The sequence below is a fragment of the Paracoccus haematequi genome (assembly GCF_900631945.1).
GTDB lineage: Bacteria > Pseudomonadota > Alphaproteobacteria > Rhodobacterales > Rhodobacteraceae > Paracoccus > Paracoccus haematequi_A.
In genome coordinates, this window is sequence record NZ_UZWE01000045.1 from 21,862 (window position 1) to 35,099 (window position 13,238).

Consider the following 13,238-nt stretch of genomic DNA (forward strand, 5'->3'; position numbering starts at 1 on the left):
CTGGCCGGATCACGACTGTTCGGCTTGGTGGCACCCCCTTCTTGCCTTCGTCTTCCGGGCGAATGTCCACTGGACATTCGCCTGCCGGACCTCTGGTCCCGTTGTGCCAGACACAAAAAAGCCGGGGTCGTTGCCCCGGCTCTTCCTGTCATGCGCGGAATGCGCTTTACTGCGTCAACGTGAACGGCGCCGTGATCTGGTCCACGTTGTCGGCATTCACCAGCACGCAGTCGAACAGCTGCTTTTCGGTGTCCACGCCGGTCGAGCCGGTCTTGATGAAGTTGTCGGCCTGGCGCACGGCTTCCTCGGCGAAGACCGCGACGGGTTGCAGCACGGTATACTGCATCTCTCCGGCCTTCACCGCCTCGACCGCGTCGGGAGATCCGTCGAAGCCGCCGACCTTCACCTGCTCCAGCTTGCCCGCTTCTTTCAGCGCGGCGATCGCGCCGAGCGCCATTTCATCGTTGCCCGAGATCACGCCGATGATGTCGGGATTGGCTTGCAGCAGCGACTGCATCTTCTGATAGCCCTGAGTGCGGTCCCAGTTGGCGACCTCTCGCCCGACTTTCACCAGATCGGGATACTGGGTCAGCACGGTCTCGAACCCGTTCGAGCGGGTCTGGGCGTTGTTGTCGGACGGCGCGCCGAACAGTTCGACATAGTTGCCGGCATCACCCACCGCCTCGACCCAGGCCTGCGCGCCAAGGGCCGCGCCCTGGGCGTTGTTCGACACCAGCTGCGCCTTGGCCAGGCCTTCCTGGTTGATCTCGGCATTGATCAGGATCACCGGGATGCCCGCGTCGACGGCCTTCTGCACCGCGCCCACCGACCCGTCGGCATTGGCCGGATCCATGATCAGCGCCACCGACTTGTTGGTGATCGCGGTGTCGACCAGGGTGCTTTCGGTATTGGTGTCGCCCCGGTGGGCGGCGACGTTGGCGGTATAGCCCAGCTCCTCGGCGGTCTTCTTGGCGACCTCGCCCTCGGTGAACCAGTAGGGGTTCGCGGGGTCGTTGACGATGATGGTGATCAGCCCCTCGGCCTGGGCCGCGGCAGCCATCAGCGGCAGCGAGGCGGCGGCGGCAAGCAGCGCGCGGCGGGTCAGTTTGAACATGGTTTCTCTCTCCCTTTGGGTTGGTTGACTGCCTTGAAGCAGGGATGGGCCGCCCAGGCCCCCCGGCCCGGACGGAAAGGAATGGTCGTCAGGACTTGCGTCCGCCGCGCCCGTACTGGATCGAGTTCATCAGCACCGCCAGCACGATCACCGCGCCGGTGAACACCGTCTGCCAGTATGAACTGACGCCGATGATCACCAGGCCCGCCGACAGGAAGCCGATCACGAAGGCCCCCAGCATGGTGCCGCGCACCCCGCCGCGCCCGCCGGTCAGGGCCGCGCCGCCGATCACCACCGCCGCGATGGCGGTCAGCTCGTAGGTGGTGCCCGCCGTCGGCCCGGCCGAGGTCAGCTGCGAGGCCAGCACCAGCCCCGCCACCGCCGCCAGCGCGCCCGAGACGGTATAGACGGTGATCTTGACCAGCCGCACCGGCACGCCCGACAGTTCCGCCGCGCGTTCGTTCCCGCCCGAGGCGTAAAGCCACCGCCCGAAGGCCGACCGCGACAGCATCAGCCCGGCCAGGATCGCCACCACCGCCAGCACGATCACGCTGATGGGGATGCCCCACAGCCGGTTGAAGCCCAGCCAGTTGAAGCCGGTGTTGCCGAGCGCCTCGGATCCCCGCAGATTGTTGTAGGTCAGCCCGTTCGTCATCAGCAGCGCGACGCCGCGCGCCACATACATGACGCCCAGGGTGGCCACGAAGGGCGGCACCTTGAAGAAGGCGACCAGCACCCCGTTCAGCGCGCCGACCAGTGCGCCCACGGCAACGGTCAGCACCACCACGGCCCAGACCGGCGGGTAAAGGATCACCCCGGCCCATTCCAGCGTGACGCCCTGCATCATCGCGCCCGCCACGACGCCGCACAGCGCCAGGATGGATCCGACCGACAGGTCGATGCCGCCGTTCAGGATCACCAGCAGCATCCCGATGGACAGGATGCCATAGATGGCGACCTGCGAGGACATGATCAGGAAATTGCTGACCGTGAAATAGTTCGGCGACAGGAACGAAAACACCGCGATGATGGCGATCAGCGCGAAGAAGGCGCGGCCTTCCAGCAGCAGGCGGCCCAGGCTGAAGCCGTCGGATTTTGCGGCGGTCGTGGCGGACATCAGGTTTCCTCCCTCACATGATCCGTCAGGCAGCCACGGACTCGCCCGAGGCGGCCATGATCTTTTCCTTGGTGACGGTGGAATCGAATTCGGCCGAGATCCGGCCCTTGTGCATGACCACGATCCGATGGGCGACGGACAGGCATTCGCCGACCTCGGAGGTGGAATAGATCACCGCAAGCCCCTGGCGCGCGCCCTCGGCCAGCAGGCGGAAGACCTCGGCCTTGGCGCCGATGTCGATGCCGCGCGAGGGTTCGTCCAGCAGGATCACGCGGGGTTTCGTGGCCAGCATCTTGCCGATCACCACCTTCTGCTGGTTGCCCCCCGACAGCGACCCGATGGGCGCAGCCCCGCCCGCCGTCTTGACGGTGACGCTGCGGATGCTGTCCTCGATCAGTTTGCGTTCCGCCCGCCTGCTGGTGAACAGCCCGCGCGTGAAGTCGCGGATGGATGCCAGCGACAGGTTCTGGCCGACGCTCATCGTCTGGACCAACCCGTCGCGCTGCCGGTCCTCGGGCACCAGGGCCAGGCCGCGGGCGATGCGTTCGGCGATGGACAGGTGGCTGATCTCCTGGCCCTCCAGCACGATCTCTCCGGCGCTGGCGCGCAGCCGTCCGGCGCAGGTTTCCAGCAGCTCGGTGCGCCCGGCGCCCATCAACCCATAGATGCAGACGATTTCCCCGGCGCGCACGTCCAGCGACAGGTCGCGGACCAGATCCTTGCCGGTCGCGTCCGGCACCGACAGGCCCCGGATCGACAGGGCGATGCCCCGCCTGGCGCTGTCGGGCGGGCTGCCCAGGTCGTAATTCTCGCCCACCATGTTGCGCACGATCCAGTCCAGGTCGATTTCGGCGCGCGGCGCATAGGCGGTCATGGTGCCGTCGCGCAGCACCACGGCGTGGTCGGTGATGGTCAGCGCCTCTTCCAGGTGGTGCGAGATATAGACGATGCTGACCCCCTTGGCGGTCAGGTCGCGGATCACCTTGAACAACACCTCGACCTCACTGGCCGAAAGCGCGCTTGTGGGTTCGTCCATGATGAGGATGCGGCTGTCCACCGACAGGGCGCGGGCGATTTCCACGATCTGCTGCTGGCCCAGGCGCAGTTCCTCGACGGGGGTGAGGGGGTCGATCTCCTCCTCCAGTTCCTCCATCAGCAGGCGGACCTGGCGCTCCTCCTCGGCGAAATCGACGCCCAGGGGACCACGGATCTCGCGGCCCATGAAGATGTTGTCGCGCACCGACAGGTTCGGGGCCAGGGACAGTTCCTGGTGGATGATGGAAATGCCCCGGTCGCGCGCCTCGTTGGCGCTGGCAAAGCTGACCGGCTGGCCGTCCAGGATGATCTGGCCGCTGGTGGGCCGGATCACGCCCGACAGGATCTTCATCAGCGTGGACTTGCCCGCGCCGTTTTCTCCGAACAGAGTCGTCACCTGGCCGCGATGGATGTCGAAGTTCACGCCCTTCAGCGCGTGGACGTTGCCGTATGACTTGGCGACGTTGCGGGCGGCCAGCACGACCTCGGCCGCGTCGGGGGCGCCTTGGGTCTGCGCGCTCATTGGACCGACAGCTCCACCGGGGTGATCATCCAGTTCTTGGGGTTGATCAGGCGGAAGGCGCCGGTGACGGTCACGGTCTTGCCGGTCAGGTTCGCCGTGTCGATCCCGTCCAGAACGGCGGCCTTCATGGCGCGGTTGATGCCCGATCCGGCGTCCTGGTATTCGATCTGGTTCTTGAAATTGCCGAAGGCGATATCGCCCGGCGCGTCGCGCAGGTCGGTGCCGTTGATCGCCGGGCCGGTCTGGACGCGGACCGTGATGTCCTGGGGGACGCCCTCGACCGCCACCGGATAGACGCCCGATCGAGGCTCGCCCGCGACGCCGGTCAGGGTCACGAACAGGATCGCCCCGGTGGACGAGGCGGTGCCGTATTTCGCGGCGGCCGCGTCCTTGTCGGCCAGAACCTCGGGCGCCAGCGTCGCGGCGTCCACCGCCTTTTCCGTCACGAAGGCCTGGATGCGGGGAAACTCGGTCTGGCCGTAGGTATCGGCGGAAAAGGACTGCGCCCGCACGTCCGATTCGGATCCGATATGGACCACGGTGGTATCAAGCGCGATGCCGCCGGCCAGCAGAACGGCGGCCGCAATGCCGATCAGCAGGCCGCGCCGCGAGGATGCGGGGGCCTTGGGCGCGGAAGAGGTGATGGTCTGCGTCATGGATGATCCCTTCGGCCAAAGATGCGGATCAGCGGGCGCGGAACCGGGGCCGCGCGGAACCCCGGCGCGGCGCCGGGCATTCACGGATCGAGTGCTGCATGTCCGATTCTCCCCCTGCTTTCCCTGCGGCGCTGCCTGCGATTCCGGGACCGCGACGGACAGGCCGGGCAGCGGCGCCTCCTCATGATGCCCTTGCCCTGATGCGCACCCTAACTGAAAATAATTTCTGTGTCTGCAAAAAAATGCATTCCCGATCCCTGTCCTTTCGTGTATGGATTTCGGACGGGGCGTGGTCCTGCGATGGACCTGCGCAGGAGGAATTGGAATGAACGCCGACGCATTCGGCCCGGCTGGCAGGGGCTTTGTCCATGGCCGGTCGTGACATCCTGATCGGCGTCGATGCCGGAACCTCGGTCATCAAGGCGGTGGCCTTCGACCTGGCGGGTCGGCAGATCGCGGCGGCCTCGGTGCCGAACCGCTATCATTCGGGGATGGACGGATCGGCCACGCAGTCGCTGTCCCAGACCTGGGACGATTGTGCCGCCGCCCTGCGCGGGTTGGGCGCCAAGGTGGACGGGCTGGCGGGCCGCACGGCGGCGCTGTCGGTGACGGCGCAGGGCGACGGGACGTGGCTGGTGGGCAAGGGCGGGCCGGTGTCCGATGCCTGGTTGTGGCTGGACGCGCGCGCCGCCCCGACGGTGGCGCGGCTGGCGGGCGGACCCGCCGATCGCGCTCGGTTCGAGGCCACGGGCACGGGGCTGAACACCTGCCAGCAGGGCGCGCAGATGGCGCATATGGATGCCCGGACCGACCTGCTGGACCGGGCCGAGGTCGCGCTGCACTGCAAGGACTGGCTGTATCTGAACCTGACGGGCGTGCGCGCCACCGATCCGTCCGAGGCCAGCTTCACCTTCGGCAATTTTCGCACCCGCCAGTATGACGATTCGGTGATCGCCGCGCTTGGCCTGACCCACCGCCGCAACCTGCTGCCGCCGATCATCGACGGCAGCCAGGTCACCCATCCGCTGACGCCTGACGCCGCGCGCCAGACCGGGCTGCTGGCGGGAACTCCGGTCAGCCTTGGCTATGTGGACATGGTGATGACGGCGCTTGGCGCGGGCGTCTATGGCGGCGCGGCGGGCGACGTGGCCTGTTCGACCGTGGGATCCACCGGCGTCCATCTGCGCGCCGTCCGCGCCGAGAACGTGCATCTGAACGACCAGGGCACCGGCTATGTGATCTGCCTGCCGATCCCCGGAATGGTCACGCAGGTGCAGACCAACATGGCGGCGACGCTGAACCTGGACTGGGTGCTGGGGCTGGCGGCGGGGCTGCTGTCGGACATGGGCCATGCCGTCACCCATCGCGATCTGGTCGCCCATATCGAGGGCTGGCTGGCGCAGGCCCGCCCCGGCCAGATCGTCTATCACCCTTATATCTCGGAGGCCGGGGAACGCGGGCCGTTCGTCAATGCCGATGCCCGCGCCGGGTTTGTCGGCCTGTCGGCGGGCCACCGCTATCCCGACCTGATCCGCGCCGTGGCCGAGGGGTTGGGCATGGCCATGCGCGACTGCTATGCCGCCATGGGTCCGCTGCCGTCCGAACTGCGCCTGACCGGCGGCGCGGCGCGGTCTCGCGGGTTGCGCGGGATCCTGTCGGCCAGCCTGAACGCGCCCGTTCGCGTGTCGGACCGCGACGAGGCCGGCGCCGCGGGTGCCGCGATGATGGCTGCCGTCGCCATCGGCGCCTATCCCGACATGGACGCCTGCATCGCCGAATGGGTCACGCCGCTGCTGGGGGAACCCGAAACCCCCGATCCCGCCCTTGTCGCCGCCTATGATGCGCTGTTTCCTGCCTTCACCGCGTCGCGCCGGGCCTTGCCGCCCGCCTGGGACGCGCTGGCCGCGGCCCGATCCCTGAAAGGACACTGAGATGAGCCATGACACCGACATGATCGACCTGTTCGTCATCGGCGGCGGCATCAACGGCGCGGGCATCGCGCGCGATGCGGCGGGCCGGGGCCTGAAGGTCGTGCTGTGCGAAAAGGACGACCTGGCGCAGGGCACCTCGTCCCGGTCGGGCAAGCTGGTCCACGGGGGGCTGCGCTATCTGGAATATTACGAATTCCGCCTGGTCCGCGAGGCGCTGATCGAACGCGAGGTGCTGATGGCCGCCGCGCCGCACATCATCTGGCCGATGCGCTTCGTGCTGCCGCATTCGCCGCAGGACCGTCCCGCCTGGCTGGTCCGGCTGGGGCTGTTTCTCTATGACAACCTGGGCGGGCGCAAGAAGCTGCCCGGCACCCGCACGCTGGATTTGCGCCGCGACCCCGAGGGCGCGCCGCTGCTGAACCAGTATCACAAGGGATTCGAATACAGCGACTGCTGGGTGGACGATTCCCGCCTGGTGATCCTGAACGCCCTCGGCGCTGCGGAAAAGGGCGCGACCGTCCTGACCCGCACCCCCTGCATCTCGGCCCGCCGCGAAAACGGCGCCTGGACCGTCCAGACCCGCCACGAGGCGACCGGAGAGATCCGCAGCTTCCGCGCCCGCTGCGTCGTGAACTGCGCGGGGCCGTGGGTCAGCGACGTGATCAACAACGTCGCCGGGTCCAATTCCAGCCGCAACGTCCGGCTGGTCAAGGGCAGCCATATCATCGTGCCGAAATGGTGGGCGGGGGCGAACGCCTATCTGGTCCAGAACCACGACAAGCGGGTGATCTTCATCAACCCCTATGAAGGCGACCTGGCGCTGATCGGCACCACCGACGTGGCCTATGAGGGCCGGGCCGAGGACGTGGCGGCGGGCGAGGACGAGATCGCCTATCTGCTGGCCGCCGTGAACCGCTATTTCAAGGAAAAGCTGCGGCGCGAGGATGTGCTGCATTCCTTCTCGGGCGTGCGGCCGCTGTTCGACGACGGCAAGGGCAACCCCTCGGCCGTCACGCGGGATTACGTCTTCGACCTGGACCAGACGGGCGGCGCGCCGCTGCTGAACATCTTCGGCGGCAAGATCACCACCTTCCGCGAACTGGCCGAACGCGGGATGCACCGCCTGCGCGGCATCTTCCCCAGGATGGGTCCGGACTGGACGGGCGAAGCGCCCTTGCCGGGCGGAGAGATCGCCAATGCCGATTTCGAATCCTTCGTGGAATTGCAGCGAGAGCTGAACCCCTGGATGCCGCGCCCGCTGGTGCTGCACTACGCCCGCCTTTATGGCGCGCGGACCAAGGACGTGATCGCGGGCGCGATGAGCCTCGACGGGCTGGGCCGTCACTTCGGCGGCACCCTGTACGAGGCCGAGGTCCGCTATCTGGTCGCGAAGGAATGGGCGCAGACGGCCGACGACATCCTGCTGCGGCGCACCAAGCATTACCTGCACCTGACGCAGGCCGAACGCGACGCCTTTGCCGACTGGTTCGCCGGATCCGGCCTGGCGGCCGACCTGAACCGGGCCGCGTGACCGCCATGTCCCTGACGCTTTCGCTGAACACCAACCCGCTGGTCAACCGCTTCGCCGACCCGGACGACCTGATCGACACCGTGGCGCGCGACCTGCGCATCCGCGATCTGCAACTGACGCATGAGTTCATCAACCCGTCCTGGCCCGCCCCGGTGATCCGCCGCCTGACCCGCCGGATGGGCGCGGCCCTGGACCGGACCGGCGTCCGCGTGACCAGCGGCATGACCGGGCCTTACGGGCGGCTGAACCATTTCGGCCATCCCGACCGCGACGTGCGGCGATACTATGTGGACTGGTTCAAGACCTTCGCCGACATCATCGGCGACCTGGGCGGCAGCAGCGTGGGGACGCAGTTCGCGATCTTCACCTATCGCGATTACGACGACCCCGCGCGGCGCGAATCGCTGATCCAGACCGCCATCGATTGCTGGGCCGAGGTCGCGGACCACGCCAAGTCCGCCGGGCTGTCCTATGTCTTCTGGGAACCGATGAGCATCGGGCGGGAATTCGGCGAAACCATCGCCGCCTGCATGGACTTGCAGGACCGGCTGACGGCGGCAGAAATGGCCGTGCCGATGTGGATGATGGCCGATATCGACCATGGCGACGTGACCAGCCCCAACCCCGACGACACCGACCCCTATGCCTGGGCGCGGGCGGTGCCGCGCGTCTCGCCCATCATCCACATCAAGCAGTCGATGATGGACAAATCGGGCCACCGCCCCTTCACCGCCGAATACAACGCCAGGGGCCGGGTCCAGCCCGAACCGCTGCTGGCGGCCCTGGCCGAAGGCGGCGCCGTGAACAACGAAATCTGCCTGGAGCTGTCCTTCAAGGAACGCGAACCGAACGACCGCCAGGTGATCGCCCAGATCGCCGAAAGCGTGGGTTTCTGGGCGCCGCATATCGACAGCGGCGCCGGGGATCTGAGGGTGTGATGCAGCCCTTTGCCTTCGCCACCGCCACCCAGATCCTGTTCGGCAGGGGGCAGGCGGATCATGCCGCCCCGCGCATCGCGGCGATGGGACGGCAGGTGCTGCTGGTCCATGGCCGCGACGGCGCGCGCGCCGCATGGCTGGCCGAGGCTCTGGCGGGGCAGGGATGCCGTGTCGCCCGATTCGCCGTGCCGCGCGAACCGGACATGGATCTGATCGGCGACGGCATCGCGGCGGGGCGGGGCGCGCAGGTGGTTGTGGCGCTTGGCGGCGGCGCGGCGATCGACACGGGCAAGGCCGTCGCCGCGCTGATCCCCGCCACCCGCCCCATGCTGGATCATCTGGAGGTCGTGGGCCAGGGCCTGCCGCTGGACCACCCGCCCTTGCCCTTTGTCGCCATCCCCACCACGGCAGGCACCGGGGCCGAGGTCACGCGCAACGCCGTGATCGGCGTGCCGGAACACCGCCGCAAGGTCAGCCTGCGCGACGCCCGGATGCTGCCGCGCCTGGCCATCGTCGACCCCGTTCTGACCGAAGGCTGTCCCCGCGCGGTGACGCTGGCCTCGGGGCTGGACGCCATCACCCAGGTGATCGAGCCGTTCACCTGCACCCGCGCCAACCCCCTGACCGATGCGATCTGCCGCGACGCGATCCCGCGCGGGCTGGCGGCGCTGCGGCGGCTGATGGAGGCCGAGGATGCGCATGCCCGCGACGACATGGCCTGGGTGTCGCTGGCGGGCGGATTGGCCCTAGCCAATGCGGGCCTTGGCGCGGTTCACGGCCTGGCCGGGCCGCTGGGCGGGTTGACCGGCGCGCCGCATGGGGCGATCTGCGGGGCGCTGCTGCCGCCCGTGCTGATGGCCAACCGCCGCGCCGCGACCGACCCTGCCGCCGTCGACCGGCTGGATCAGGTCGCCCGCTGGATCGGCGCAGCCTTCGGCACCCCCTTCGCCTCCGTCCCCGAGGCCGCCCGCGCCTTGGCCGACTGGTCCCACCGCGCGGGACTGCCCGCCCTGTCTGCCTTGGGCATCGGCCCCGAGGCGCAGGCGGCAGCCGCCGAAGCCGCCGCGACCTCCTCTTCGATGAAGGCCAATCCCGCGGTCCTCACCCCCGGCGACCTGCGCCGGATCATGGAGGATGCGGGCTGATGGCGCGCGGCGATCCTGAACAAAGCCTGGCGATCCGCGCGGCCTGGCTGCATTACGCGGGCGGGCTGACCCAAGCGGCGGTCGCCAAGCGGCTGGGCGTGACCGGCGTCAAGGCCCATCGCCTGATCGCCCGCGCGGTGGCGGACGGCGTCGTGAAGGTCAGCGTCGATGGCGAGATCGTCGAATGCGCCCTGCTGGAGGACCGCCTGTGCCAGCAATACGGCCTCGAATTCTGCGAGGTCGCGCCCGATCTGGGCGAGGACGGGGCGCCCTTCCGCGCCCTGGGCTTGGCCGGGGCCAGCTTCCTGCGCCGCCAGATCGAAAGCGGCGAACATCGCGTCATCGGCCTGGGCCACGGCCGCACCCTGGCGGCGGCAGTGGAACAACTGCCGCGCTTCGATGCCAACGGGACGCATTTCGTGTCGCTGCTGGGCGGGCTGACGCGGCATTATTCGGCCAACCGTCATGACGTGATGCACCGGCTGGCCGAAAAGACCGGCGCGCAGGCCTATGTCCTGCCGGTGCCCTTCTTCGCCAATTCCGAATCCGACCGCGCGGTGCTGCTGGCCCAGCCGGGCGTGGCCGAAATCTTCGATCTGGCGAATGGCGCCGGGCTGAAGGTCGTGGGCATGGGCACCGTTGATCCCGGCGCGCAGCTTGTCGCCTCGGGCATGATCGAGCCGCGAGAGATCGACGAAATCCGCGCGGGCGGCGGCGTGGGCGAGATGATGGGCCATTTCTTCGATGCCGACGGGCGGGTGCTGGAAACCATGCTGTCGGCGCGCACGCTGTCGGCTTCGCTGGACGGACCCGAAGACAGCCGCACCGTTGTGATCGCGGGCGGCGCCGACAAGGTTCAGGCGATCCGCGCCGCGCTGCGCAGCGGACGGCTGCGCGGGCTGATCACGGACGAGGCGACAGCGGAAGCCCTGGTCGGCTGACCCGCGCGCCCTCTCCTTCTTCTTTGAAAAAATACCCTCGGGGGGCGTTGCGGCCTTGCCGCAACCGGGGGGCAGACAGCCCCCCGCCTTGGGCGCAACGAAAACGGCCCGCGCAAGGCGGGCCGTCCTTCACGACTCGGGTCGCCGGTTCATTTCTCCGTCAAGGCCTTGGCCCGCGCGACGATGGCGTCCGTGGTGATCCCGAATTCCTGATACAGCCGGTCGATGGGGGCGGATGCGCCAAAGCCGGTCATGCCGATCACGTCATCCTCGGATGCGACATAGCGGGTCCAGCCGAACTTGCCTGCGGCCTCGACCGCGATGCGCGGCGCGTCGCCCAAGGTGGCCTTGCGATAGGCCTCGGGCTGGGCGTCGAACAGTTCCCAGGATGGCATCGACACCACGGCAACGTTCAGCCCCTGGGCGTGCAGCGCCTCGCCCGCCTGCACCGCAAGCTGCACCTCGGTCCCGGTCGCGATCAGGGTCACGTCGCGGCCCTCTCCGAACTGGCGGATCACATAGGCGCCCTTGGCGGTCAGGTTTTCGTCGCCCGCCTCCAGCCGCAGTTGCGGCACGTCCTGGCGCGACAGCGCCAGCAGCGACGGCACATGGCGGTTGCGGATGGCGATGTCCCAGGCTTCCAGCGTCTCGACCGTATCCGCCGGGCGCAGCACCGTCAGGTTGGGGATGGCGCGCAGCGATGCCAGATGCTCGATCGGCTGGTGGGTCGGGCCGTCCTCGCCCAACCCGATGCTGTCATGGGTCATCACGAAGATCGTGCCCACGCCCATCAGCGCCGCCAGGCGGATCGCGTTGCGGGCATAGTCCGAAAACACCAGGAACGTCCCGCCATAGGCAATGAATCCGCCATGCAGGTTGATGCCGTTCATGGCCGCCGCCATGCCGAATTCGCGCACGCCATAGCCGATGTAACGCCCCGGCGCCTCGCGCGTGTACTGGCTGTCCACGGCCTTGACGCGGGTCAGGTTCGATCCGGTCAGGTCGGCGGAACCGCCGATCATCTCGGGCAGGGCGGCGGTCAGGGGTTCCAGCGCCATCTGGCTGGCCTTGCGGGTCGCGGCCTTCTTGGGATCCGCGAACAGGGCATCGCGCGCGGCCTTCAGGGCCGAATCGTAGGCCTCGGGCAGGGTGCCCGACAGGCGGCGTTCGAACTCGGCACGGACATCGGCGCTGCGATCTTTCAGTCGCGCTTCCCAGGCCTCGCGGTCGGCGGCGCCGCGCGTGCCGATCCGGCGCCATTCCGACAGCAGATCGTCCGGGATCACGAAGGGATCATGAGGCCAGCCGATCGCCTCGCGGGTCAGCGCGGCCTCGTCGCGGCCCAGCGGCGATCCGTGGACCGCATAGCTGCCGGCCTTGTTGGGCGAGCCGAAGCCGATCACCGTCTTCATGGCGATCAGCGAGGGCTTGCCGGTCTCGGCCTTGGCCGCCGCAATCGCGGCATCCAGGGCCTTGCCGTCATGGCCGTCGCAGGATTGCACATGCCAGCCGCAGGCCTCGAACCGGGCGGGCACGTCCTCGGAGAAGCTGATCGAGGTCGGCCCGTCGATGGTGATCGAGTTGTCGTCATACAGCACGATCAGCTTGCCCAGGCCCAGATGGCCCGCCAGGCTGATCGCCTCTTGCCCGATGCCCTCTTGCAGGCAGCCGTCGCCGGTGAAGACATAGGTGTGATGATCGACCAGATCGTCGCCGAATTCGGCGGCAAGGCGGCGTTCCGCCAGCGCCATGCCGACGGCGGTGGCGATGCCCTGGCCCAGCGGGCCGGTCGTCGTCTCGATCCCCTTGGCATGGCCGTATTCGGGATGGCCCGCCGTGATCGATCCCCACTGGCGGAAGTTCTTCACCTGCTCCAGCGTCATGTCCTCGTACCCCGTCAGGTGCAGCAGGCTGTAGAGCAGCATCGAGGCATGGCCGTTCGACAGCACGAAGCGGTCGCGGTCCGGCCAGTCGGGGTTCTTGGCGTCGAATTTCAGGTGGTTGCGGAACAGCACGGTGGCCGCGTCCGCCATGCCCATCGGCGCGCCGGGATGGCCCGAATTCGCCGCGTTCACCGCGTCGATGGACAGCGCGCGGATGCAGTTGGCCAGCGCGAAGTTCTGCGGGTCCAGATCGGCCTTGGCGGCGATCTTGGGGTCTTTGGGCGAATCTAGGGGCATGTGGTCCTCCGACGGTTTGAGGCTGAATACCCCGGACGGCCCGCCACCACAACAATAATCACAAACTACCGTCACAATGTCACAAAAACCATGTTGCGATTTTCGCAACAAGTGTTACAAAGCCCCC

The 13,238-nt window shown here is 68.2% G+C and carries 10 protein-coding genes; 5 read left to right on the plus strand and 5 right to left on the minus strand.

The window, feature by feature from the left end:
• Positions 1 to 166: 166 nt before the first annotated feature.
• The 4 genes from PARHAE_RS15410 to PARHAE_RS15425 all read right to left on the minus strand — a co-directional run bounded on the left by PARHAE_RS15410 (position 167) and on the right by PARHAE_RS15425 (position 4,445).
• The gene (locus PARHAE_RS15410) at positions 167 to 1,114 is read right to left on the minus strand and encodes a D-ribose ABC transporter substrate-binding protein (protein ID WP_126155461.1); all 948 of its coding nucleotides are present in this window, start codon (positions 1,112 to 1,114) and stop codon (positions 167 to 169) included.
• Between the two features lie 88 nt (positions 1,115 to 1,202).
• The gene (locus tag PARHAE_RS15415) at positions 1,203 to 2,231 is read right to left on the minus strand and encodes an ABC transporter permease (protein WP_126155462.1); all 1,029 of its coding nucleotides are present in this window, start codon (positions 2,229 to 2,231) and stop codon (positions 1,203 to 1,205) included.
• 25 nt (positions 2,232 to 2,256) lie between these two features.
• Positions 2,257 to 3,789 carry a sugar ABC transporter ATP-binding protein gene (locus PARHAE_RS15420; protein WP_126155463.1) on the minus strand — a complete coding sequence of 511 codons (1,533 nt, stop codon included), beginning with the start codon at positions 3,787 to 3,789 and terminating at the stop codon, positions 2,257 to 2,259.
• A complete protein-coding gene (locus PARHAE_RS15425) occupies positions 3,786 to 4,445 on the minus strand; it encodes a DUF2291 family protein (protein ID WP_126155464.1) in 660 nt (219 codons plus the stop codon). Before PARHAE_RS15425 ends, PARHAE_RS15420 begins: the two co-directional genes overlap by 4 nt.
• A 368-nt stretch (positions 4,446 to 4,813) precedes the next feature.
• Between PARHAE_RS15425 and PARHAE_RS15430 the strand changes: the two genes are divergently transcribed.
• Genes PARHAE_RS15430 through PARHAE_RS15450 form a run of 5 tightly spaced genes read left to right on the plus strand, consistent with a single transcriptional unit; the run spans position 4,814 to position 10,931 of the window.
• Entirely contained in the window at positions 4,814 to 6,376 is a 1,563-nt protein-coding gene (locus tag PARHAE_RS15430) for an FGGY-family carbohydrate kinase (RefSeq protein ID WP_126155465.1), read from the plus strand.
• Between the two features lies 1 nt (position 6,377).
• A complete protein-coding gene (locus PARHAE_RS15435) occupies positions 6,378 to 7,907 on the plus strand; it encodes a glycerol-3-phosphate dehydrogenase (protein ID WP_126155466.1) in 1,530 nt (509 codons plus the stop codon).
• A 5-nt stretch (positions 7,908 to 7,912) separates the two neighbouring features.
• The gene (locus PARHAE_RS15440) at positions 7,913 to 8,845 is read left to right on the plus strand and encodes a sugar phosphate isomerase/epimerase family protein (RefSeq protein WP_126155467.1); all 933 of its coding nucleotides are present in this window, start codon (positions 7,913 to 7,915) and stop codon (positions 8,843 to 8,845) included.
• Positions 8,845 to 9,990 (plus strand): iron-containing alcohol dehydrogenase, encoded by a 1,146-nt coding sequence (locus tag PARHAE_RS15445; RefSeq protein WP_126155468.1) that lies wholly within the window; start codon positions 8,845 to 8,847, stop codon positions 9,988 to 9,990. Before PARHAE_RS15440 ends, PARHAE_RS15445 begins: the two co-directional genes overlap by 1 nt.
• Positions 9,990 to 10,931: a sugar-binding transcriptional regulator gene (locus PARHAE_RS15450; protein ID WP_126155469.1), complete on the plus strand. Its 942-nt coding sequence runs from the start codon at positions 9,990 to 9,992 to the stop codon at positions 10,929 to 10,931. The genes PARHAE_RS15445 and PARHAE_RS15450 overlap by 1 nt, the downstream gene beginning before the upstream one ends.
• A gap of 149 nt (positions 10,932 to 11,080) precedes the next feature.
• Here the strand turns inward: PARHAE_RS15450 and tkt are convergent, their stop codons facing one another.
• Complete coding sequence (gene tkt, locus PARHAE_RS15455) at positions 11,081 to 13,111, minus strand: transketolase (protein WP_126155470.1); 2,031 nt, start codon at positions 13,109 to 13,111, stop codon at positions 11,081 to 11,083.
• Positions 13,112 to 13,238: the final 127 nt, after the last annotated feature.